This window comes from Arthrobacter oryzae (assembly GCF_030718995.1).
Classification (GTDB): domain Bacteria; phylum Actinomycetota; class Actinomycetes; order Actinomycetales; family Micrococcaceae; genus Arthrobacter; species Arthrobacter oryzae_C.
This window is the reverse complement of the sequence record NZ_CP132204.1, coordinates 1,208,117-1,229,469: the sequence shown is the minus strand read 5'-3', so window position 1 is coordinate 1,229,469 and position 21,353 is coordinate 1,208,117. Positions and strand designations below refer to the sequence as shown.

General features: G+C 66.0%; 18 protein-coding genes. 6 read left to right on the top strand and 12 right to left on the bottom strand.

Annotated features, from left to right (window positions below; translation table 11 throughout):
• Positions 1 to 19: 19 nt before the first annotated feature.
• Complete coding sequence (locus Q8Z05_RS05690) at positions 20 to 787, bottom strand: septum formation family protein (RefSeq protein ID WP_305942514.1); 768 nt, start codon at positions 785 to 787, stop codon at positions 20 to 22.
• 236 nt (positions 788 to 1,023) lie between these two features.
• Here Q8Z05_RS05690 and Q8Z05_RS05685 point away from each other — a divergent pair, with 236 nt between their 5' ends.
• Positions 1,024 to 1,257 carry a DUF3073 domain-containing protein gene (locus tag Q8Z05_RS05685; protein ID WP_043484564.1) on the top strand — a complete coding sequence of 78 codons (234 nt, stop codon included), beginning with the start codon at positions 1,024 to 1,026 and terminating at the stop codon, positions 1,255 to 1,257.
• Between the two features lie 320 nt (positions 1,258 to 1,577).
• A complete protein-coding gene (locus Q8Z05_RS05680; protein WP_305942513.1) occupies positions 1,578 to 2,372 on the top strand; it encodes a VOC family protein in 795 nt (264 codons plus the stop codon).
• Positions 2,373 to 2,459: 87 nt separating this feature from the next.
• Here the strand turns inward: Q8Z05_RS05680 and purM are convergent, their stop codons facing one another.
• The 8 genes from purM to Q8Z05_RS05640 form a co-directional block, all read right to left on the bottom strand.
• On the bottom strand, positions 2,460 to 3,632 hold the full coding sequence (gene purM / locus Q8Z05_RS05675; protein ID WP_305942512.1) for a phosphoribosylformylglycinamidine cyclo-ligase: 1,173 nt from the start codon (positions 3,630 to 3,632) through the stop codon (positions 2,460 to 2,462).
• Entirely contained in the window at positions 3,629 to 5,302 is a 1,674-nt protein-coding gene (gene purF, locus Q8Z05_RS05670; protein ID WP_305942511.1) for an amidophosphoribosyltransferase, read from the bottom strand. The genes purM and purF overlap by 4 nt, the downstream gene beginning before the upstream one ends.
• Before the next feature lie 47 nt (positions 5,303 to 5,349).
• Positions 5,350 to 5,700: a hypothetical protein gene (locus Q8Z05_RS05665; RefSeq protein ID WP_305942510.1), complete on the bottom strand. Its 351-nt coding sequence runs from the start codon at positions 5,698 to 5,700 to the stop codon at positions 5,350 to 5,352.
• 106 nt (positions 5,701 to 5,806) lie between these two features.
• Positions 5,807 to 6,148: a hydroxyisourate hydrolase gene (gene uraH / locus Q8Z05_RS05660; protein WP_305942509.1), complete on the bottom strand. Its 342-nt coding sequence runs from the start codon at positions 6,146 to 6,148 to the stop codon at positions 5,807 to 5,809.
• The gene (gene uraD / locus Q8Z05_RS05655; protein WP_305942508.1) at positions 6,145 to 6,642 is read right to left on the bottom strand and encodes a 2-oxo-4-hydroxy-4-carboxy-5-ureidoimidazoline decarboxylase; all 498 of its coding nucleotides are present in this window, start codon (positions 6,640 to 6,642) and stop codon (positions 6,145 to 6,147) included. The genes uraH and uraD overlap by 4 nt, the downstream gene beginning before the upstream one ends.
• A 425-nt stretch (positions 6,643 to 7,067) precedes the next feature.
• A complete protein-coding gene (locus Q8Z05_RS05650) occupies positions 7,068 to 7,874 on the bottom strand; it encodes an IclR family transcriptional regulator (RefSeq protein ID WP_305942507.1) in 807 nt (268 codons plus the stop codon).
• Positions 7,875 to 7,963: 89 nt separating this feature from the next.
• On the bottom strand, positions 7,964 to 9,220 hold the full coding sequence (locus Q8Z05_RS05645) for an aminopeptidase P family protein (RefSeq protein WP_305942506.1): 1,257 nt from the start codon (positions 9,218 to 9,220) through the stop codon (positions 7,964 to 7,966).
• Between the two features lie 62 nt (positions 9,221 to 9,282).
• Positions 9,283 to 10,686, bottom strand: a complete 1,404-nt coding sequence (locus tag Q8Z05_RS05640) for an MFS transporter (RefSeq protein ID WP_371745934.1) — start codon at positions 10,684 to 10,686, stop codon at positions 9,283 to 9,285.
• A 423-nt stretch (positions 10,687 to 11,109) separates the two neighbouring features.
• On the opposite strand from Q8Z05_RS05640, the gene Q8Z05_RS05635 reads away from it, so the two are divergent.
• Genes Q8Z05_RS05635 through Q8Z05_RS05625 form a run of 3 tightly spaced genes read left to right on the top strand, consistent with a single transcriptional unit; the run spans position 11,110 to position 15,199 of the window.
• Entirely contained in the window at positions 11,110 to 12,252 is a 1,143-nt protein-coding gene (locus Q8Z05_RS05635) for an S-(hydroxymethyl)mycothiol dehydrogenase (protein ID WP_305942505.1), read from the top strand.
• Positions 12,249 to 12,869 (top strand): MBL fold metallo-hydrolase, encoded by a 621-nt coding sequence (locus Q8Z05_RS05630; RefSeq protein ID WP_305942504.1) that lies wholly within the window; start codon positions 12,249 to 12,251, stop codon positions 12,867 to 12,869. The genes Q8Z05_RS05635 and Q8Z05_RS05630 overlap by 4 nt, the downstream gene beginning before the upstream one ends.
• 5 nt (positions 12,870 to 12,874) lie before the next feature.
• Positions 12,875 to 15,199, top strand: coding sequence for an FdhF/YdeP family oxidoreductase (locus tag Q8Z05_RS05625; protein WP_305943492.1), 2,325 nt, complete (start codon positions 12,875 to 12,877; stop codon positions 15,197 to 15,199).
• Here the strand turns inward: Q8Z05_RS05625 and Q8Z05_RS05620 are convergent.
• Positions 15,138 to 16,835, bottom strand: a complete 1,698-nt coding sequence (locus Q8Z05_RS05620) for an alkaline phosphatase D family protein (protein WP_305942503.1) — start codon at positions 16,833 to 16,835, stop codon at positions 15,138 to 15,140. The two genes, Q8Z05_RS05625 and Q8Z05_RS05620, sit on opposite strands and share 62 nt — an antisense overlap.
• 33 nt (positions 16,836 to 16,868) lie before the next feature.
• On the bottom strand, positions 16,869 to 18,263 hold the full coding sequence (locus Q8Z05_RS05615) for an alpha-amylase family protein (protein ID WP_305942502.1): 1,395 nt from the start codon (positions 18,261 to 18,263) through the stop codon (positions 16,869 to 16,871).
• Positions 18,264 to 18,425: 162 nt separating this feature from the next.
• Between Q8Z05_RS05615 and Q8Z05_RS05610 the strand changes: the two genes are divergently transcribed.
• Positions 18,426 to 18,713, top strand: a complete 288-nt coding sequence (locus Q8Z05_RS05610; RefSeq protein WP_305942501.1) for a hypothetical protein — start codon at positions 18,426 to 18,428, stop codon at positions 18,711 to 18,713.
• A 112-nt stretch (positions 18,714 to 18,825) separates the two neighbouring features.
• Here Q8Z05_RS05610 and Q8Z05_RS05605 read toward each other — a convergent pair whose 3' ends face one another.
• Entirely contained in the window at positions 18,826 to 21,333 is a 2,508-nt protein-coding gene (locus tag Q8Z05_RS05605) for a GcvT family protein (RefSeq protein WP_305942500.1), read from the bottom strand.
• Positions 21,334 to 21,353: the final 20 nt, after the last annotated feature.

The window sequence follows — 21,353 nt, the reverse complement described above, 5'->3', positions numbered from 1 at the left end:
CATTAGTGGGACGCAGGTGCTAGGGGATCAGGGATTCCATGATGATGTTTCCCTTGTCCGCAGTGACGTAGCAGTCCACCCGCCGGTCGCCCTGCGCCCAGCTGGTGTCGCTCGGGTACGCGTTGCGCTGCATGAGGACGTAGTTGGCCACGGCGTCGGTCAATCCGGCGCCCTGGCAGATCTCACGGCCCTTCTGGCGCAACGCGGCTATACCCGGGTAGGAATCCGACTCCGGGTACCGGTGCACGGCAACCAGCTGCGCGGAGTGGCCGCTGGTGCAGGCCACCACGCGCGACTCCGTGGCTTCGGGGTCGAAGTTCTCGAAGCAGTCGCCCAGCTGATAGTCCAGGGCGCCCACACCATCCATGGGCAGCTGGCTGCGGGTTGCCTGCGGGGACGGGGACACCGGCGCGGTCCCGGCCGACGTCGGGGCCGGCGGCTGCTGGGCGGCCTGTTCATTGCCGCTCGCGATCAGCGTGGCCAGCCACCAGATGACCAGGCCCAGCAGCACCAGTCCACCCGCAACGAAGGCAACCTTGGACAATGTCTGCTTTCGCTCGTCCGCGTCGGGAGCGGCCCGGCCGGTCACTGTGGCCGGAGCCGGCTTCCCGGCGGGCGCCGGTTTGTCCGCCGCAGCTGGCGGTTTGTCCGCCGCAGCGGGCGGCTGGACAGGAAGGCTGCTGGTGGGTGGCCGGGCGGGCGGAGGCGGCACGACCGGCGGGGTTCCGGGGCCGGGGGATGCCTTCTGCTCCCCGGCGCTGGTGCCCGTTGCGTTCTGGTCTTTCACGTGAAGATTTACCCTTCCCGGCGTCGTCTTCCCCGACTCTACCGAAGAAAAACTTCTGACCGGAGAAGGCCGGGACCTGCGCAAACGTGGCCGCTGCCCTCCGGAGGCCCGATCCGGGGCGCAGTTACCGCTGAAAGCATGTAATCTAGGTGTACGACAAATTGACCAAACATTCCGGGGCCTCACTAACGCCAATGGTGACCACCTCCGGTCCGAGTACAAAAGGGGGTCACGCCATGGGGCGCGGCCGTCAAAAGGCAAAAGCTACCAAGCAGGCTCGGGATATTAAGTACTATTCCCCGAACACTGACTACACTGCGCTTCAGCGTGAGCTGAAGAGCGCTGAGGGTCGTGCACCGAGCCGTTTCTCGAGTGAGCCGGTTGAACCGGATTATTCGGCTTATGTGGATAAGTACGCGGATGATTTGGAAGAAGACGACGACGAGGTTGACACCCGTCGAATCGGATAGTTGTCGCCCGCTGAGCATGCCGTAAGGCATTCAGTGGCGTGCCGCCGTCGTACCTTTCACCACAGTGATCCGTACGGTCATTCGGCTCTTCTTTTCCAGCACCCCGGGTGCTGACCATAGATATCAGGCCCGTCAGGGCGCGCCGGTTTCCGGTGCGCCCTGACGGGCCTTTCTGGCTTAAGTCCGACGCTCGGTTGGGTGGGCCCCTTTGTTGTCAGTGCCTGAGCCCCGTATTAGGTTGATCGTGGCGGTTCCGAACTCCAGCGGTCGAAAGGGAATATTTCCATGCCAGCAATCGAGACCCACAAGCAGGACGCACCATGACCGGGCGCACCACTTTCGACGCCGGCGAGATCTGCTGGGTGGACCTGCAGGCCCGGGATGTGGAAGCGGCCAAGTCCTTTTACGCCGCCGTGTTCGGGTGGCGGTACGAAGACCTGCCCACACCGGACGGGCGGAGCTATTCGAAGGCTTTCCTGGACGATGACCTCGTCACTGTCATTGCGCCCCAGAATCCCCTCCAGGAAGCGTCCGGGACTGCAGCGCAATGGAACATCTACTTCGCCGCCGCCGATGCCAAGGCCATCGCCGAGGAAACCCCGCACGCCGGCGGCACCGTGGAGTTCGGCCCCGAGGACGTGGCGGACACCGGGGTCATGGTGTTCGTGGCACCCCCAGGAGGCGGCACCACCGGGGTGTGGCAGCCCGGAAGCCATGCCGGCACGGCCAAGTACAACGAACCCGGGGCGCTGGCCTGGGCGGAATTGCTGACGCCCGAACCGCAGGCTGCGGTCGCGTTCTTCCAGCAATTGTTCGGGCACGAGGTCACCGAATACCCGCAGGACGACGGCGGGACGTACACCACGCTGATGGTGCACGGCGCGGAAGTGGCCGGGATCGCCAGGGTTCCCGGTGATGCCCAGGACGCGCTCGAACCCGGCTGGCAGGTCTATTTCGGCGTCTCCAGCATCCCTGAAGCGGTGGCCGCGGCAGTGGCGGCGGGCGCCGTCGTACTGGTGGAACCGGAGGGTGACGCCAGTGATGACGAGGACGCCGGAAGCGTCGCCACGCTGAGGGACCCGCAGGGCGGGGTATTCAGCCTCCTGGCGGTCTAACCTGCTGCAGATTTAAACAGAGCGAGTGCTCCGCAACCGCCGTTTTCAACTCTCTAAACGGCGGTTACGGAGCAATCGATGACTTACTTAGGCGTAGGCGTTCACCAGTCGGACCGCGCCGCCGTCAACACCCTTGGCACCCTGGACGTAGTCCGGGCCGGTCTTCACGATCGAGTCCGAGTTCTCCTCGACGGTGCCCATGATCCAGGACGGCAGGCCGCGGTCGTTGAGGCGGTTCACGGCGGCGTCGGCGGCCTCCGGGGACACGATGGCCACCATGCCCACGCCCAGGTTCAGCGTGCGCTCGAGGTCGGCAAGCGGGACGTTGCCCAGTTCGGAGACCAGCTTGAAGATGGCAGGCAGTTCCCAGGTGGCGCGGTCCACCGTGGCCACAAGGCCCTGGGGGAGGACCCGGGCCAGGTTGGCGGCGAGGCCGCCACCCGTGACGTGGCTGAAGCCGTGGACCTGTCCGCCGGCAACCGCAGCGCCGTTCACCGGGAAAGTGCGGGCCAGATCCAGGCAGTCGGCGGCGTAGACGCGGGTGGGTTCGAGCAGTTCCTCGCCCAGCGTGCGTCCGAGTTCGGAAACCTGGCGGTCAAGGGCCCAGCCCGCGTGGTTGATGACGCGGCGGACCAGCGAGTAGCCGTTGGAGTGCAGGCCGGACGATGCCATGCCAATGACAACGTCGCCGGCCCGGACGCGGTCCGGACCCAGCAGGGCGTCGGCCTCGACAACACCGGTGGCTGCACCGGCGACGTCGTATTCGTGCTCACCCAGCAGGCCGGGGTGCTCAGCGGTTTCGCCGCCCACCAGGGCGGTGCCGGCCACGGAGCAGGCTGCTGCGATGCCGCGGACGATGTCCGCGATGCGCTCGGGAACAACCTTGCCGCAGGCGATGTAGTCGGTCATGAAGAGCGGCTCGGCGCCCACCACCACGATGTCGTCCACCACCATGCCCACGAGGTCGAAACCGATGGTGTCGTGGATGTCCATGGCCTGGGCGATGGCCACCTTGGTGCCCACACCGTCCGTGGACGTTGCCAGCAGCGGGCGCTTGTAGGTGAGGAGCCTCGAAACGTCGTAAAGGCCCGCAAAGCCGCCCACTCCGCCGATCACCGAGGAATTGTGCGTGGCCTTGACGGCGTCCTTCATCAGTTCAACGGCGCGGTCTCCCGCTTCGACGTCAACGCCGGCGGAGGCGTACGTGATGCCCCGGGCTGTTTCTGAGGAGTTACCGGCGGAGGAAGATGCGGAAGTCATACGGACTCTTTCTTGTCAGCGGTCAGCTTGTCGGCGTCGGTCAGCAGGTTCTCGAACTCGGCGTCCGGTCCCGGATCGCAGCCCGTGGCGCCGGGCTTTTCGGCAGGGTCCTCGTCGGCGTCAACGGCAACGGCCGAAGCAGCGGTTCCGGCAGCGGTTCCGGCAGCGGTGCCTGCCGCGGTGCCTGCCGCGGGCAGGCCGCCCAGGTCCGTGCGCTCCAGCAGGTTCTTGCCCAACTTGTCCGAGCCCGGAAGCTCGATGGGGTACTTGCCGGTGAAGCAGGCGGTGCACAGGCGTTCGCGCGGCTGCTGGGTGGCTCCGATCATGCCGTCTTCGGAGATGTAGGCCAGCGAATCGGCGCCGATGGCCTGCGAGATTTCCTCGATGGTGGCGCCGTTGGCGATCAGCTCCGCACGGGAGGCGAAGTCGATGCCGTAGAAGCACGGCCACTGCACAGGCGGGGACGAGATCTTGACGTGCACCGCGGCGGCACCGGCTTCCCGGAGCATCCGGACGATGGCGCGCTGGGTGTTGCCGCGGACGATCGAGTCGTCCACCACCACAACGCGCTTGCCGCGGATCACGGATTCGAGGGCGTTGAGCTTGAGCCGGATACCCAGCTGGCGCAGGGTCTGCGACGGCTGGATGAACGTGCGGCCCACGTAGGAGTTCTTGACGAAGCCGTGCGCGAACGGGATGCCGGATTCCTCGGCGTAGCCCACGGCTGCGGGGGTTCCGGACTCGGGCACCGGGATAACGATGTCCGCTTCCTGGGTGTTTTCCCGGGCCAGCTGGCGGCCCATTTCCACGCGGGACTCGTAGACGGAGCGCCCTGCGATGGCGGCGTCCGGACGCGCGAGGTAGACGTATTCGAAAACGCAACCTGCCGGCGTCGGCTCCGCAAAACGCTGGGAGCGTACGCCCTCTTCGTCGATGGCGATGAACTCGCCGGGTTCGATTTCGCGGATGAAGCTGGCGCCGACGGTGGCCAGGGCCGACTGCTCGGAGGCGACCACCCAGCCGCGCTCCAGCCGGCCGAGGACCAGCGGGCGGATGCCGTAGGTGTCGCGTGCAGCGTACAGGGTTCCTTCGTCCATGAAGACGAAGCAGAAGCCGCCCTTGATCTTGGGCAGCAGCTCGATGGCGGTCTGTTCCAGGGACTTGCCCTCTTCGCCCTCCAGCAGTGCCGTGACCAGGGCGGTGTCCGAGGTGTTGCCCTGCTTCATTTCGCCGCTGAGCTGGCCGCCGTTGCGGTCGATGATCATGGCGTTGAGCTCGGCAGTGTTGGTGAGGTTGCCGTTGTGGGCCAGTGCCACAGTGCCCGTGGCGGTGGCGCCAAGCGTGGGCTGGGCGTTGGCCCAGTGGCTGGCGCCGGTAGTGGAATAGCGGCAGTGGCCGACGGCCAGGTGCCCGGTCAGGGTGTTCAGCGTGGTCTCGTCGAAGACCTGGGACACGAGGCCCATGTCCTTGTAGACGTTGATCCGCTTGCCGTCGCTGGTTGCTATGCCAGCCGACTCCTGACCGCGGTGCTGCAATGCATACAGCCCGTAATAGGTGAGTTTTGCTACTTCTTCACCTGGTGCCCAGACCCCGAAGACGCCGCAAGCGTCCTGGGGGCCTTTTTCGCCAGGGAGAAGATCATGAGAAAGTTTTCCATCGCCGCGTGCCACTGGTCGATTATCTCACGTGATGGGGTAGGACTTTTCCGGCCGCCCGTTTATGACTGACGGCCGGTCCCGGTGCCGCTGTGGTCGTCGTCGTCCGGATCGGTGCCCGGCGCATCCTCCGGCACGGCTTCGACGACGGCGTGTTCGGCCCGGCGGACACTGAGCCGGTCCAGCAGGAGTGCCACGATGGCGCCCAGAATCACGCCGCCGGCGCCGAAAAGGACCATGAAGAAGCCGAAAACGGAGTTGGGATCGTAACCGGGGTCGCCGGGCAGGGCAAAGGCAATGACCGCCGCCACGATGATGCCCACGAGTCCTCCCAGTATGAGGAAGGGCACGTATTTGGGTGCGCGGCGCACGGTGATTTCGCGCCGTTCAACGGGGGTGTCTTCAGAAGCCATGCCATCTAGCCTACTGCCCGGAGTTTTTGTCCACATAATGCCCCTTGGAGGCGCTTTAGCTCGCGATATGTGGACAAAAACTCCGGGCGTAAGAGGGTTGGGCGGATCAGCTGCCGCGGTACGTCGAGTAGGCGAACGGGCTCAGCAGCAGCGGCACGTGGTAGTGCTCGCCGGCGTCGGACACGGTGAACACCAGGTCCACCTCCGGGAAGAACGTGGCCGTGCCCAGTCCCTCGTAGTAGGCGCCCGTGGCGAAGTTCAGCCGGTATGTTCCGGCCGGGAGGAGCTCCGGACCCAGGTCCTTCGCCCTGCCGTCCGCATCGGTGGCGCCCGAAGCGACGAGGTTCCAGCCGCCGCCGTCGCGCGCGTAAAGTACGACGGCGACGCCGGCAGCCGGGCGTCCGGCCCCGGTGTCCAGGATGTGGGTGGTCACCTGTGAAACGGTCATTCGCTGATCACTCCTTCGAGCCGGAGCAGGGCGATTTCGCGCAGCTGCTGGGCGACTATGGCGTCTTCTTCGCCGGCTGTGTGGTTGAGGCGCTCGTGCAGCGCTGCCAGGATTTCCGGTGCGGTCCGCCCGGCTGCACGGATCAGGAACACCCTGCCGAACTTTTCCTCGTAGGCCCGGTTCCCCTCGGCCAGCGCCGTAGTGATGTCCCGGTCCGCGGGATCCACGCCGGCCTGTTCGGAGCGGGACATGGACGCCTCGGCGGTGGAGGCGGCGGGCCGTTCCCCGATCCGCGGGTGGTGGGCCATGGCCGACTCCACCTCGTCCGGGGTGAACGGGTCGGCGGCGTTGCGGGCGAAGTCCAGCAGCGCCTCGCTGCTGGCAAACGGGCGGGCATCCGCGATCTGGTCCACCCAGCGCTGGACGTCGATGCAGGGGCGAAGTGCCGCGGTGACTTCCGCGCGGTCCGCCCCGTTGAATACGGCAAGCTGCATGCTTGTTCATCCCTCGTGCAAAATGCTGGCATCCATGGCGTCGGCTATGCGGAAAAGGGGAATGCCCCGCTGCAGTGGTGTACGGATCATCCCTACCCCGCACGCCGACTGCATTCCACATCATGGAACTGTTATTTCAGCATGCGTAATAGTCAACCCGAGATGTGCGGCCAGTGTCAAGAGAGTACCCCACTCCGGGCCGAGGCGATCCGCTCCGCTAGGCCGTGGGCCTGCTCTGGGTCATGGTCCGGACCCGGTTCCTTTTCCGCATCATCCCCCTGACGCTCTCTCACTTGACGCCGCTTTAACCGGGACGCTCTCTCACCCTGAGGGCGTCCCAGACTGGAAGTGAGAGAGCGTCGATTAAAAACCGGCGGGAAGTGAGAGAGCGTTGGGGAAAAACCGTCAGGAAGTGAGAGAGCGTCTTAGCGGGAGGGGGCGGAGCCGCCGAGGCGGGCAGTGACCCGGTCTGCGGCTGCCTTGCAGGATTCCCCGAGTCGCTGCAGCGTGTCCGGGGATACCCGGAAGCGCGGGGCCGGGATGAGGACTGCTGCCACGATGTCGCCGCGGTGGTCGTAAACGGGGGCGGCCAGACCCACTTCGTCCAGTGACGACTCGCCGTAGTTGGTCGCCCAGCCGCGCCGGGCCACGTCACCGAGCCGGATCAGGTAGGCCTCGAGGCTGGTGTCGTCCAGGCCGGGATGGGCAATTTCGCCGCTGCGGAGCAGTACCCGCACGCGCTCGGCCGGCTCGGCGGCGAGGAAGACCTGCACCGAAGCGCTGAGGGCATCCCTGTACCGCGCGCCCAGCGGGGTGGTGTGCTTGATCTGGTGATGGCTGGCGATCTGCTCCACGCACATCGACTCGGACCCGTTCCACACCATGAGGGCGCTCGTTTCGCCGGTCTGCTCCGTGAGTTCACGCAGGACGGGGTAGGCCACGCGGCGCTCTTCGAGTTCGGCCAGCAGCGGCCCTGCGACGGCGATAAGCCCCAGGCCCAGGCGGAACCTGCGGGTCTCAGGATCGCGCTCCACCAGGTGTTCCTGCTCGAACGTGGCCAGGATGCGGGAAACGGTGCTCTTGTGCAGGCCTACGCGGTTGGCGATCTCGGTGACGCCCAGCAGCGGCTCGTCAGCGGTAAAACATCGCAGCACGGCGATGGCGTTGACGATGACGGACGTGCCCTTGGCGTCGCCGTTGCTGCTGGTTTCGGGAGCATCTGCAGAGGTCATGGTGTCCACCATCATTCCGTATGTAAGCCGGAAAGCGGCGCCACGAAGTACGTGGCGCCGCTTTCGGGTGAGGGCAAAACCAGTGCCGGCTATGCGCCGATGATGTTGTATTCCGGACCGAACGGGAACTTGGTGATGTTCTCCGCGCCGTCCTCGCCCACCACCAGGATGTCGTGCTCGCGGTAGCCGCCGGCGCCGGGCTCGCCGTCCATGACCGTGATCATCGGCTCCATGGAAACCACCATGCCGGGTTCCAGCACCGTGTCGATGTCCTCGCGGAGCTCCAGCCCTGCTTCGCGGCCGTAGTAGTGGCTGAGGACGCCGAAGGAGTGGCCGTAGCCGAACGTGCGGTTGGCCAGGAGGCCGTAGCCGACGTAGATCTCGTTCAGTTCAGCGGCAATGTCCTTGCAGACGGCGCCGGGCTTGATCAGTTCCAGGCCGCGCTTGTGGACTTCCACGTTGATGTTCCACAGTTCCAGCGAGCGGGCATCCGGTTCGCCGTAGAACAGTGTGCGTTCCAGTGCCGTGTAGTAGCCGGAGGTCATGGGGAAGCAGTTCAGCGACAGGATGTCGTGTTCCTGGATCTTGCGGGTGGTGGCCCAGTTGTGCGCGCCGTCGGTGTTGATGCCGGACTGGAACCAGACCCAAGTGTCGCGGATCTCGGAATCCGGGAAGGTCCGGGCGATCTCGTGGACCATGGCTTCGGTGCCGATCAGGGCGACCTCGTACTCGGTGATCCCCGCGGTGATGGCATTGCGGATGGCCTCGCCGCCGAGGTCGCCGATGCGTGCCCCGTGCTTGATGACCTCGATCTCCTCAGCGGACTTGATCATGCGCTGGCGCATGGCCGCCTGGGCCACGTCCACAAGGGTTGCCGACGGGAAGGCGGCCTGGATCTTGTTGCGGTTGTCCAGCGGCAGGGAATCGTCCTCGACGCCGAGCCTGCGGGGGTTGATGCCGCGGGTGCGCAGCACTTCCTGGATGGCGAAGATGTAGTTGTCCCGGCGCCAGTCCGTGTAGACGATGTTGTCGCCGAAGCTGCGGCGCCAGGGCATGCCGGCGTCGATGTTTGCGGTGACGGTGACGTTGTCGTCCTTGGTGACCACCATGGCGTAGGAGCGGCCGAAGGTGGTGAACAGGAAGTCGGAGTAGTACTTGATGGAGTGGTAGCTGGTCAGGACGACGGCGTCCAGGTCCTTCTCGGCCATGATGCGGCGCAGGCCGGCGAGGCGGCGTTCAAACTCCGTATCGGAGAAGGTCAGCTTGACCTTGTCGCCGTTCTTGAGGACTTTGAGGCGCTCCAGTTCGGCGACGGACGTTGCGTTCTCGGATGCTGTGGTGGTCATTGTGGTGGTGCCTTTCTGTGGTGCAGTTACTTGAGATGGGAGAAGTGGAAAAGGATTTGTGGTTACTCGTGGCGCAGCGGTTCTTTGCAGGTTTCCCTGGAGAGCGCGACGGCGACCAGGGAGATGACTGCCGCGGCAACCAGGTACCAGGCCGGCGCCAGGTCGCTGGCGGTGGCCGCGATCAGGAGGGTTGCCATGAATGGGGCGGTGCCGCCGAACAGGGCGTTGGAGAGGTTGAAGCTGACCGCGAAGCCGCTGTACCGGACCCGGGTGGGGAACATTTCGGCCAGGAAGCTGGGGAGCGTCCCGTCGTTGAGCGTGAGCATGGCGCCGAGCAGGATCTGGACCAGGACGATCACCAGGAAATTACCGGTTCCCAGCAGTGCGAACGCGGGCACGGTCAGCAGGATGAAGCTGACGGAGGCTGAGATGAGCACCTTCTTGCGACCGTAACGGTCCGAAAGCATCCCTGTCAGGAAGATGAAACCGATGTAGGTCAGCAGCGCGATGGTGGTGGCCAGGAAGGACTCGGTCTCGCCGAGGCCCAGCTCCGAGGACAGGTACGTGGGCATGTAGCTGAGGATCACGTAGAAGCCGACGGCGTTCAGCAGCACAGCTCCGACCGCCTGCAGCAGCTGCCGCCAGTGGTTCCGGAAGAGGCTGGAAACAGGCGCCTTGACGGCCTCGTCCTCGGCTGCCATTTCGCGGAAGACGGGGGTGTCTTCCAGCTTGGTGCGGATGTAGCGTCCGATCAGGCCCATCGGGGCCGCCAGCAGGAACGGCAGGCGCCAACCCCAGCTGTGCATCGCATCGGAACTGAGCAGGACCGTCAGCAGGCCCGCCATCAGGGAACCAAGGAGCAAGCCTGCTGCAGTGCTCGCGGGAACCACGGCGGCGTAGAGGCCGCGCTTGTTGGCGGGGGCGTACTCCACCAGGAATGCCGAGGCCCCGGCGTACTCGCCTGAGGCTGAGAAGCCCTGGATGACCCTGATGATCAGAAGCAGGACCGGGGCCCAGATGCCGATGGTGTCATAGCCCGGAATGAGGGCGATGCAGAACGTCGCACCGGACATGATCAGGATGGAAAGCGACAGAGCCGTCCGCCGGCCCACCCTGTCACCGATGTGGCCCCAGACGAACCCGCCAAGCGGCCGCACCAGGAACGAGATCGCGAACAGGGCGAAAGTCAGCAGAAGCCCGGTCTGTGGATCTGACTCAGGAAAGAAGACCGTCGCGATCGTGACGGCGAGGTAGCCGTACACGGCATAGTCAAACCACTCGACGAAATTGCCGATGAAGCTGGCCGCGATGACCCTGCGGCGGGTTTCCTTGCTGACGTCATTGTCAGCCGGTTCGAATTTCTGGCCGCTCAACGTGCTGCGGCGGGCGGTGCGGTCCTCATGCATGCCATTAGGCTCCGCGCCCAGGTCTCCCGCAGGAGCGGGAGAGGAAGTTTCGTTACTCATGTATCCACCAAAGTTGTTGGGGTTGCATTCAGCGCAACGCTGTTGCACCAGACTAGGGGTGATGTGTGACACAGTCAATACCTCTGGGTTTCGGAATTATGGAGTTTTATCTTGGAGTGGACCTGGGCTAGCTTCGGGCGGGAGCGACACGCCGCCGCGGATTTGTTGCACTGAATGTGACCAGGTTGCAGATTGCGGCGTGAGGCTGTGATCCCTTCCCGCGCATGAATTCATCAATGCGGAGATCCCTTGACGCCCTCGTGGGACGACTGCGATATTTCAAGTACGCGTTATGTGCATCGTGTTGTTTAATGCGCAATTTGGGAATGCAATGTCCCCGCTGGGCGTGCTGAACGAGCTAGATTGGCAACGGGTGCCGTTGCCAACGAGTCCTTCCGGGCTCAGGAAAGGAACACACGAATCATGGTTCACAAAGTAAAAGCCGTCATTGCCAAGGAAAAGAACGCTCCGGTCTCGGTGGAGACCATCCTGGTGCCGGATCCCGGACCGGGCGAGGCACTGGTGGACATCCTCACCTGCGGCGTCTGCCACACTGACCTGCACTACAAGCAGGGCGGAATCACCGACGATTTCCCCATCCTGCTGGGCCATGAGGCCACCGGTGTGGTCAGCGCCGTCGGCCCGGACGTCACCGAAGTGGCCCCCGGCGACCGGGTAATCCTGAACTGGCGTGCGGTGTGCGGCGAATGCCGTGCCTGTGCCAAGGGCCAGCCGCAGTACTGCTTCGACACGCACAACGCCACCCAGAAGATGACGCTCGAGGACGGCACGGTGCTGTCGCCTGCCCTGGGTATCGGGGCGTTCGCGGAGAAGACGCTCGTCGCCGCCGGGCAGTGCACCAAGGTGGACGACGACGCCGATCCGGCCGCCGTCGGGCTCCTCGGCTGCGGTGTCATGGCAGGCATTGGCGCCGCGATTAACACCGGTGAGGTCAAGCGCGGCGAATCCGTGGCCGTGATCGGCTGCGGCGGCGTGGGCATCGCCGCGATCGCTGGCGCAAAGCTGGCCGGCGCCACCACCATCATTGCGGTGGACATCGACGCCAACAAGGTGGAAATGGCCAAGTCCCTGGGCGCCACCCACGGCGTGGACTCCAGCAAGGAAGATCCCATCGAAGCCATCCGGGCGCTGACCGGCGGCAAGGGCGCCGACGTCGTGATTGAAGCGGTGGGCCGCCCGGAAACGTACAAGCAGGCGTTCTACGCACGCGACCTCGCCGGCCGCGTGGTGCTGGTGGGCGTTCCGACGCCGGACATGAAGCTCGAACTGCCGCTGCTGGACGTCTTTGGCCGCGGCGGATCCCTGAAGTCCTCGTGGTACGGCGACTGCCTGCCGTCCCGTGACTTCCCCATGCTGGTGCAGCATTACAAGCTGGGCAACCTGGACCTGGACGCCTTCGTGACCGAACGCATCACCATCGACCAGGTGGAGGAGGCCTTCGGCAAGATGCATGAGGGCAAGGTGCTGCGGTCAGTCGTGGAAATCCACCCGGGCGCTGAAACCGTCACCGCCACCGCGGCCGCCCAGGAAGAAGCGGCCGTATGAGCGTCACCATCGAGAACCTGGTCACCTCGGGAACGTTTTCGCTCGACGGCGGCACCTGGGACGTGGACAACAACGTCTGGATCGTGGGGAACGGTGACGAATGCGTGATCATCGACTCCCCGCACGACGCCGAAGCGATCATCAACCAGGTCCGCGGCCGGAAGGTCCTGGCCATCCTGCTGACGCACGCCCACAACGACCACATCGGGGCGGCACGTGCCGTGGCCGAGGCCGTGGACGCGCCGATCTACCTGCACCCTGACGACCTGGTGCTGTGGGAGCAGGTCTACCCGGACGTCAAACCGGACCGCGAGCTGGCGGACGGCGACGTGTTCCAGGTGGGCGGGGCCACGCTGCGCGCCCTGCACACCCCCGGGCATTCGCCGGGCTCCACGTGCTTCGTCCTGGAGTCCGAAAGCACCGTGTTCACCGGGGACACCCTGTTCAACGGCGGCCCGGGTGCCACGGGCAGGTCCTACAGCGACTACCCCACCATCCTGGCCTCCATCCGCGAACGGCTGCTGACGCTGCCTGCCGAAACCGTGGTCCGCACCGGCCACGGCGACAACACCACCATCGGGGCCGAGCGCGAAACGCTGGCCAAGGTGGACCAGTGAATCCTTTGAAGTTCGGCAGGCAGCCCGCCCCGGTCGAGGACATCAACGAGGACAACCTCGAAGTCCACGCTCCGAAGAAGGAAGCCGCCGGAGTCAAGGCAGTGATGGTTGCGCTGGAGCGCGCCGTGTCCCAGGCAGGGGTGTCGCGGACCGTGCATTCGATGCTGCGGCTGAACCAGCGCGGCGGGTTCGACTGCCCGGGCTGCGCCTGGCCCGAATCGGACAAGAAACGCAAGACGGCCGAGTTCTGTGAGAACGGCGCCAAGGCCGTGGCCGAGGAGAACACCCTCAGGACGGTGGGTGCCGAGTTCTGGGCCAGGCATTCCATCGCCGAATTGTCCGGGAAGACGGAGTACTGGCTGGGCAACCAGGGCAGGCTCAGTGAACCGGTGGTGATCCGCGAAGGTGAAACCCACTACTCTCCGATCTCCTGGGCGGACGCCTTCGAGCTGATCGGGGAGCACGTCCGGGCCAGCACGCCGGACCGCTGCGTCTTCTACACCTCCGGGCGCACGGCGAATGAGACGGCGTTCATGTACCAGCTGTTCGCGCGGGCCCTGGGCACCAACAACCTGCCCGACTGCTCGAACATGTGCCACGAATCCTCGGGCTCCGCGCTGAACCCGACCATCGGCATCGGCAAGGGCACCGTGTCACTGGATGACATCCACGACTCGGAGCTCATCTTCGTGGTCGGCCAGAACCCAGGCACCAACCATCCCCGGATGCTGTCTGCGCTGAAGGAGTGCAAGGACAAGGGCGGCAAAGTGGTGGCGGTGAATCCGCTGCCTGAGGCCGGCCTGTTCAATTTCAAGGACCCGCAGACCGTCTCCGGCGTGGTGGGGCACGGAACGCCCCTTGCCGACGAGTACCTGCAGATTAAGGTGGGCGGGGACCTGGCCCTGTTCCAGGCGCTGGGCCACCTGCTCCTGGCGGAGGAAGAACGCAACCCGGGCACCGTCGTCGACCGTTCCTTCGTTGACGCCCAGACTGACGGGTTCGACGCGTACCGCGAGGCCCGCCGCGAGCTTGACTGGGACGAGACTGAGAAGGCCACCGGCCTGGCCCGGAAGCAGATTGAGGATGTGGCCGGGATGCTGATCCGGTCCAAGGCCACGATCTTCTGCTGGGCCCTGGGCGTGACGCAGCAGCCGCACTCGGTGGACACCATCAAGGAAATGGTCAACGTCCTGCTCCTGCAGGGCAACTTCGGCAAGCCCGGAGCCGGCGCCTGCCCGGTCCGCGGGCACTCCAACGTCCAGGGAGACCGGACCATGGGCATCTGGGAGAAGCCGAAGGAATGGCTGCTCGAAGCACTGGACAAGGAGTTCAACATCCAGTCACCGCGCGGCCACGGCTACGACGCCGTGGAAGCGATGGAGGCCTTCGAACGCGACGACGTGGACGTCTTTGTGTCCATGGGCGGGAACTTCTCGCTGGCCTGCTCCGACACCGAAACCCTGGAGGCCGGGATGCAGCGCATCGGCCTGACCGTGCATGTATCCACCAAGCCGAACCGGTCCCACGTGGTGCACGGGCGCACCTCGCTCATCCTGCCCACGCTGGGCCGGACGGACAAGGACGACAAGCACCCGGGCGGCGCCCAGTTCCTGTCCGTGGAGGACTCCATGTCCGTGGTCCACTCCACCCAGGGCAGGCTCCACCCGGTCTCTGACCACCTGCTCGCGGAGCCGGTGATCATCGCCCGGATGGCCGACGCCACCTTCGGCGAGGACCACCCGGTGGACTGGAAGGCCATGGCCGCGGACTATGACGTGGTCCGGGACCACATCTCCCGCGTCATCCCGGGCTTCCAGGACTTCAACGAGCGGATCCGGACCAAGAACGGCTTCGTGCTGCCCAACCCGCCGCGCGACACACGGTCCTTCAAGACGGACATCGGGCGCGGACGCTTCACGGTCAGCCCGCTGGAATACCTGACACCGCCGGAGGGCCACCTGGTCCTCCAGACCATCCGCAGCCACGACCAGTACAACACCACGTTCTACGGCGTGGATGACCGGTACCGCGGCATCTCGGACGGGCGCCGGGTGATCCTGGTGCATCCGGAGGACCTGGCCGAACTCGGCTTCAAGGACCGGGACCTGGTGGACGTGGTCAGCACGTTCCGCGGGAACGACCGGCAGGCGGACAAGTTCCGCCTCGTGGCCTACCCGACGGCGAAGGGCTGCGCCGCGGCGTACTTCCCCGAGGCCAACGCCCTGGTCCACAAGGAAAACGTGGCCAGGGAGTCGAACACCCCGGGCTTCAAGGCGATGTTCGTCCGCTTCGTGCCGCACGCTCCTGCGGACTCCGGGATGCCACAGTAACGGAAGCCACGCGTTCGAGCCTGGGATGAAGGTGGTCCCCGCCGTCCACCACGCCGGTCTGCCACCACAGGTCCAGCCCTTCCGGGGTGACCTCCAGGCTGGCCAGGTTGTTGTCGAACCAGGGCCCTTTGACGCCGGACCAGCGGAACGGCGGGTCGGGGACCTTTGCCGAGCGGGCCACCAGGGCGCCGACCGGCGTGGCCAGGCCGTAGGACATGATGGCGGCGAAGGACCTCATGAGCCGGGGCAGCGGGTTGCGGATGGGTGAGCAGACGGCCTGGATGATCCGGCTGCCCGAGGAGCGCTCCACCTCTGAAACGTAGGAATAATGGACGTCTCCGGAAAGAAAGGCGATGGTGTCCGGTGCCGGGCCCCGTTTGCCGTCGGCAACGTCGGTGACCATCACCGCCACTTCCCGGAAGCTGTTCTGGAAGGCGCCCCAGTGTTCAAGGTCCACCGCCTGGCGCAGCTTCTCACCGGCACGGGCGGCGGTCTTCCCCCATGCACCTTGGGAGATGGCCTCGTTCCAGGACTCGACGTAGTGCAGGCCCATCGGCAGCAGGAAGGGCAGCGACGTCGCCACCAGCAGGTGGCGGAATCCGCCGCGCATCCGTCCGTCCAGCCAGGCCATTTCCGCCTTGTCCACCAACGCGCGGCGGTCCGGCGCCAGGTCCCGGGCCGCCCGCGAATCCACCACGATCAGCCGGGTGTCCCCATAATCCCGGCAGTAGCTCCAACGGTAGGATTCCGGGTCCCGGTCGGCCCGGTCCGCGAAACTGTCCAGCTCCGCGCTCAGATCGATCTCGTCCCCGCCCGTGTGCCCGGAGATCCGCTTCCAGACGGGATCTGCGGCACGTTCCTGCGGCGAGAGGTTTCCCAGATGCTGGTAGACCCAGTAGGAGGCGAGGCCGGCGACAATCCGGCCATGCCACCAGGAGGTGGCCTCCATCTCCCTTTTCCAGCTGAGTGAGGTGTTCCAGTCGTCGCGGATGTCATGGTCATCGAAGATCATGGCGCTGGGCAGGGTGGACAGCAGCCACCTGTTCGCCGGATCGGACCAGGCCAGATAGTAGAGGTGGGCGTACTCCTCATAGTCCTTGAGTTCCTCGCCCGGCGGTGCATCGATGTCACGGCGGGCCCGGATGAAATCCTGCATCTGCTCGCTGGTGAGGTCTGCGTACACCTGGTCTCCGAGGAAGGCCACCAGATCCGGCCACCGCAGATCGCCGCCCGAAGCCATCGCCAATGCGTAGGCGCGGAGCGAGTCGACGCCGTGTGACCGGTTGCCGGATTCGTCGTGGGGGACACTTGTGCGGCACGAACCGTACGCCAGGCGCAGCGGCTTGCCCGGCTTCAACGTGGCAATCACCGGCGGCGGGAACTCGGAGGCGGGCTCGGGCCAGCACTGTGTTCCGTTGATTTCCACGGTGTAGGGCAGCACCGTTCCAGGCTCCAGTCCCTCCGCCTCCACCAAGGCATAGTGGTGGCCGTGCACAGCGAAGGTTCGGGCTTCCCAGCTCCGGTTCCCGGCCCGGACGGTGACCGGGGAATCACTCCGGGTTTCCACCCAGATGCTCGCCGAGGTCTCATCCACGTACCGGATCATGGGGCCGAGCACCAGGGATGAGGTTGTCATGACTTAGTTGTACCCGCTCCGGCCCGCGGCGGGCTAGCTGTTTCCGAGGACGGCCCACCCGTAGCCGGGCACGGTGAGGACGGTGTGACCGGGGTGCTGCCGGGCCTGCCCGGCCAGCAGCCCGCCGGACCCGGACGGCAGCGGCAGGTCCGCCGGCGAGCCGGAGAGGTTCAGCGCGACCGTCAGCGCACCGCCGTCGGCCGCACCACCGTCGCCTGTACTACCGTCTGTACCGCCGTCGCCACGGACCTGGTAGACGAGGTGCTCGTTGCTGAGGGTCAGGACGGTGGTGCGTGCCGTGTGCAGCCAGGCATGCCGCCGGCGGAGGCCGATCAGTTCTTGGTGCAGGTGGTAGACGGGCCAGCCGTCCCCGGCCAGATCCGCGGGGGATGCGGGGAAAGCCGGACGGACGGCGTCGTCCCCGCCGGCTCGGTCCTCCTTGATGCCGCGGAAGGCCTGCTCGTCGCCGTAGTAGATGCACGGTGTCCCGCCCACGGTCATCAGGACCGTGAGCGCAAGCGCCAGCTGCTCCGGGTTTTTCAGCTTGCTGGCAAGGCGGGTGACGTCGTGGTTGCCAACGAACGTGAGCGGCACGAAGGTGTCCAGGAACCCGTTGTGCCGTTCCAGGGCGGAGGCCAGCTCGTAGAAGTTGGCATCGTTGAGTGAGCTCCAGACCGCTTTCCACAGCTCGTACTGCGTCACCGAGTCCAGGGTGCTCCGCTCCACTTCGGCGGCGAAGTCGCCGTGGATGTACTCGCCCACGAAGTAGGACTCCGGATAGTCCCGGCGCACGTCCGCCAGCACGGGCGCCCAGAACGACGGCGGGACGGCGTACGCCGCGTCCAGCCGCCATCCGTCCGCGCCCCGGCCCAGCCAGTGCTTCATCACGTCCGTGACCAGGGCGGCCACCCCGGGATCGCCGTGGTTGAGCGCCACGAGGTGGTGGTGGCCCTCGAAGTCGTCGTAGCCGGGCTCGGTCCCGGGCGACCACCCGGAGTCCGGCCACTGCAGGCGGAACCATGAGGCGGCAGGCGCTCCGGGCCCGCCAGTAAGCACGCCCTGGAACGGCCCGAAGCTGCGGCCCACGTGGTTGAAGACGCCGTCCAGCAGGACCTTCAGCCCCCGGGCATGGCACTGGGCGATGAGCTCGTCAAAGTCCGCGTCATCACCCAGCCGGGGATCGATCCGGAAGTAGTCCGTGGTGTCGTAGCCGTGGGTTTCCGAGGCGAAAACCGGCCCCAAGGCGATGCCGGAAGCACCGAGTTCCAGCACGTAGTCGAGCCAGGGAACCAGCTGGCCCAGCCGGTGCGCCACGGGCTGCCCCGCCTGGGCGGCCGAATGCTCTGCAGCAGTCTGTTCCGCGCCCACGAAGCCGATCGGATAGACCTGCCACCAGATAGCGTGTTGAACCCAGTCCGGCTCCGTCATGGGGATCCACCTTTCGTCGGTTTCCCAACATACTCCGTCAGCTCCGTGGACGGGACTTGAGCGAATCCTCAAGCATCCTTGAGCGGATGCTGAGGCACTTTAGCCACACTCGAAGGGAAGGTCAGGTAGAAAGTCTGCGCGCCGGGGATGGTGAAGGTCCGCATGGAAAGAATTCAAAACGGGGAGAAACTGCTGGGCGAGGCCCTGGCGCGCGCCGTCGTCGGACTGCTGCGGGAAGCCCCCGGGTACAAGAGGCGGGCACTGCACTACCTGAAGCATTCGTGGAAGGTGTACTCCCTATCCCGGGCCCTGGCCAAGGCACTCGAGGACTCCCGGGAGGCCTCCAGCTGGCCCGGCGACCGGCTCCAGGTGGGCTCGTATATGTCTGAACGGGTCGAAAAAGTCACGCGGCTTATTCAGCGTGAAGCCAAAACCTACGCGGCCAGCTGACCCCGTTTTAGCCGCGAACGACGGCGACACCCCGGGCTCGCCGGTGTGTCGCCGTCGTTCTGGCGCAGTAGAGGGCCAGGACGGCGGGTGGCCGTCCTGACCCGCCGTCGAACTAGCCGCGCAGCCGCTCCATGCCGGGATCGAACAGCGGCTCGGCCGTGACCGTGGCCGCGACGCGCTTCCCGAAGTACTCGAGCTCCACGGCGTCGCCCTCGGACACCGACGCCGGAAGCCAGGCGTAGGCGAGCGGCTTGCGGACCGTGTAGCCGAACGCTGCGCTGGTGACATAACCGGCAGGCACCCCGTTGACGTACACGGGTTCCTTGCCCAGGACCATGGATGTGCCGTCGTCCACGGTCAGGCACCGCAGCACCTTGTCCGGCTGCTGCTCCTTCCGGGCCGCCAGGGCTTCGCAGCCCACGAACCCCGTCTTGTCCTTGGCCACCGAGAAGCCCAGGCCGGCCTGGTACGGGTGGTGCTCCGAGGTCATGTCCGTGCCCCACAGCCGGTAGCCCTTCTCGAGCCGCATGCTGTTGAACGCGCCGCGCCCGGCCGCGATGATGCCGTGCTCCTGCCCGGCTTCAAACAGCAGGTCCCAGAGCTTCAGCCCGTACTCGGCCGTGGTGTACAGCTCCCAGCCGAGCTCGCCCACGTAGGAGAGCCGCATGGCCGTGACGGGGATGCCGCCCACCGAGATTTCCTTGGTGCGGAAGTACTTCAGGCCGTCGTTGCTGAGGTCATCGGAGCTGACCTTGCCGATGACCTCGCGGGCCAGCGGCCCCCACAGCCCGATGCAGCAGGTGCTGCCGGTGATGTCGGAGACGTGTACCCACTGGGCAGGGTCCGCGGCCGACTGCTGGCGGGCCTCGACGCGCAGGTAATCGAAGTCCACGTTGCTGTTCACTCCCAGCTGGAACTGTTCTTCCGCGAGGCGGGCAACGGTCACATCGCTGCGGATACCGCCGTCGTCCGCCAGCAGCAGGCAATAGGTGACCGCACCCGGATTCTTGGCGATGTTTCCGGTGCTGAGCCGTTGCAGCAGGGCCTGCGCGCCGGGGCCGGTGACGGCCAGCCGCTTCAGCGGCGTCATGTCATAAAGCCCGACGGCGGTGCGCGTCTTCCACGCCTCGGCCGCGGAGATGGGGGAGGAGAACATGGCTGCCCACGCGTCCCGTTCCGGCGCCTGCCACTCGGCCGGAAGGTCCTCGAGCAGCGCGCGGTTGGCTTCGAACCAGTGCGGGCGCTCCCAGCCGGCGGATTCCAGGAAGAACGCCCCGAGCTCCTTCTGCCGGACGTTGAACGGGCTGACGCGCAGGTCCCGGGGGGATTCCTTGGGCTGCAGCGGGTGCAGGACGTCGTAGATTTCCACGAAGTTCTGCTGGGATGTTTCGCTGACGTACTCGTCGCTGGTCTGGACCTCCTCGAAGCGGGTGAGCTCGCAGCCGTGCAGGTCGGTGCGGGACTGGCCCTCGATGAGCATTTCCGCCATCGCCCTGGCAACACCGGCCGAGTGGGTGACCCAGACAGCCTCGGCCACGAACAGGCCCGCAACGTCAGGGGCTTCACCCATCAGCGGTCCGCCGTCGGGAGTGAAGGAGAAGATGCCGTTGAAGCCGTCCTCGATCTGTGCGCCGCGCAGGGCCGGAAGGAGGTCCTTGCTGTCCTCCCAGGCGGGCAGGAAGTCCTCCATGGTGAAGTCCAGCCGGGAGGGCATGCGGTGGTCGGACATCTCGGCGGCGCCGACGCGGGGCAGCTGTGCCATGTCCACGGGCATGGGGCGGTGAGCGTAGCTGCCGATGCCGATGCGCTCGCCGTGCTCACGGTAGTAGAGGTCCCGGTCCTGGTAGCGGAGGATGGGCAGGCGGGCACCGTTGGGCAGCTCGTTCCGGCCCTTCAGCTCGGGCAGGGCCGTGGTTTTCACGTACTGGTGCGCGAGCGGCAGCAGCGGCACCTTCAGGCCCGCCATCTTGCCGAGCTCCCGGCCCCAGAAGCCGGCACAGGACACCACGATGTCCGCGGGGATCACGCCGTCGGCCGTTTCGACGCCGGTGACCTTGCCGCCGGACTGTTCGATGCCGGTGACGGCGGTGGAGCCTAGGTAGGTCACTCCGGCTTCGCGGGTGCGGCTGATCAGCAGCTGGACGGCGCGGGCCGCGGAGGCCAGGCCGTCGGAGGGGACGTGGAGGCCGCCCAGGACCGTGCGTCCGTCCTCGAAGGAGCCGGTGTTTAGAAGCGGATAGTGTTTCTCGCACTCGTCGGGGTCGATGATCCGGCCCTCGATGCCCCAGGAGGTGGCGTATCCCAGCTTGCGCTTCAGGTCCTGGAGCCGTGCTTCGGTGGTGGCCAGTTCCAGCCCGCCCAGCTGGTTGAAGCAGGACACTCCGTCGGCGCTGAGGGAGAGCAGCTTGTCCACCGTGTAGCTGGCGAATTCGGTCATGGTCTTGGACGGGTTGGTCTGGAACACCAGCCCGGGGGCGTGCGAGGTGGAACCGCCGGCCAGTTCCAGCGGCCCCTGTTCGACCACCGTGATGTTGGTCCAGCCCCGCGTGGCGAGTTCGTCCGCGAGGTTGGTGCCGACGATGCCGGCGCCGATGATGACGACGCGTGGTGATGCGCTCATGAATTGTTTCTCCTGGCTTT